Origin of the sequence: Rhizobium sp. 268 (assembly GCF_036571585.1) — a bacterium.
Taxonomy (GTDB): Bacteria; Pseudomonadota; Alphaproteobacteria; order Rhizobiales; family Rhizobiaceae; genus Rhizobium; species Rhizobium redzepovicii.
In genome coordinates this window covers 1-1,332 of sequence record NZ_JAPPSO010000068.1, presented here as the reverse complement: position 1 = coordinate 1,332, position 1,332 = coordinate 1, and the positions used below count along the sequence as shown (strand labels likewise).

Genomic DNA, 1,332 nt, shown 5'->3' with positions numbered 1-1,332 from the left:
GCGACCATGTCGTCGATCAGGCGGTGTTCGTAGGTGATGCCGGCTTCCTTGAACTGATCCTTGAATTCGGTCTGGTAGATCTCTTCGAAGGTATCCTTGAAGCGACCGTCATAGGCCTTGAGAATGGTGTTCTTGGTCGACAGATAGACCGGCCACTTGCGCATCAGGCCGTACATCATCGAGGCGCGGGCGAATTCGCGGATCGACTCGTCGAGATTGTACATCGCCATGGCAACGCCCGAGCCGGGGGCGTCGAAGACGTCCTTCTCGATAACCGTGCCGTCTTCGCCGACGAACTTGATCGTCAGTTTGCCCTTGCCGGGGAAGCGGAAGTCGGTGGCACGGTACTGGTCGCCGAAGGCATGGCGGCCGACAACGATCGGCTTGGTCCAGCCGGGAACCAGGCGCGGCACATTCTTGCAGATGATCGGTTCGCGGAAGATGACGCCGCCGAGAATGTTGCGGATCGTGCCGTTCGGGCTCTTCCACATCTGCTTGAGATTGAATTCCTTGACGCGGTCTTCGTCTGGCGTGATCGTCGCGCACTTGATGCCGACGCCGTATTTCTTGATGGCGTTGGCGGCGTCGACGGTGACCTGGTCGTTGGTGGCGTCGCGGTTTTCGACGGAGAGGTCGAAATAATCGATGTCGAGGTCGAGATACGGATGGATCAGCTTGTCCTTGATAAGCTGCCAGATAATGCGCGTCATTTCATCGCCGTCGAGATCGGCGACGGGATTGGCGACCTTGATCTTCTTCATGTATCTGCCTCGTTCGAGCTTCAATGGGGACCGGCGTCCCGAGTGGGTGATGTGATGAGGAGCGCTATAGCCCGAAGCGCTTGGGCCGGCCGGCCTTGCATGGTGCGTTCGCCTGCACTTCGAGAATGTCACCCAGTTCTTCTCTCTGGCGCCACGGGCTGGCCTCGCTAAGACTCGCGTCGTGATCACGCGCTGATCTCGGCTCAGTGCCAGAGTCTGAATTCGGCATCTGATCCGTTTTGCGCGCCGATCCCGGATCAGCGCCCCGATGTTGGCAGATCCCATTTATGCGCCAATCATTCGCTCCAGCTCATCCATGTCGGGAACGACAATATGTCGGAAGTTCTCGATGCGGATGATGCGGCTCTTGCGCAGTCTGGTCATCTGACGGCTGACGGTTTCGATCGTCAGCCCGAGGAAATCGGCGATCTCGGCGCGGGATAGCGGCAGGTCGAAGGCGGTGCTTGTTGCCGTTTGCGGTTCGGCATGGGTGGCGATGAGGTCGAGCAGGCTTGCGACCTTCTCCTCGGCGGTGCGCCGGCCGAGCGTCAGCATCCATTCGCGCGCGGCA

The 1,332-nt window shown here is 59.6% G+C and carries 2 protein-coding genes and 1 pseudogene; 1 reads left to right on the top strand and 2 read right to left on the bottom strand.

The window, feature by feature from the left end; translation table 11 throughout:
* On the bottom strand, window positions 1-761 hold a 761-nt coding region (locus tag OS035_RS33465), incomplete at its 3' end, for an NADP-dependent isocitrate dehydrogenase (RefSeq protein ID WP_331815679.1).
* A gap of 74 nt (window positions 762-835) precedes the next feature.
* Between OS035_RS33465 and OS035_RS33460 the strand changes: the two are divergent.
* A pseudogene (locus OS035_RS33460) lies at window positions 836-957 on the top strand (L,D-transpeptidase); the annotation flags it as partial.
* A gap of 89 nt (window positions 958-1,046) precedes the next feature.
* Here OS035_RS33460 and OS035_RS33455 read toward each other — a convergent pair.
* Window positions 1,047-1,332, bottom strand: a 286-nt coding sequence (locus OS035_RS33455; protein WP_331815676.1) for a helix-turn-helix domain-containing protein, incomplete at its 5' end; no start/stop codon positions are given.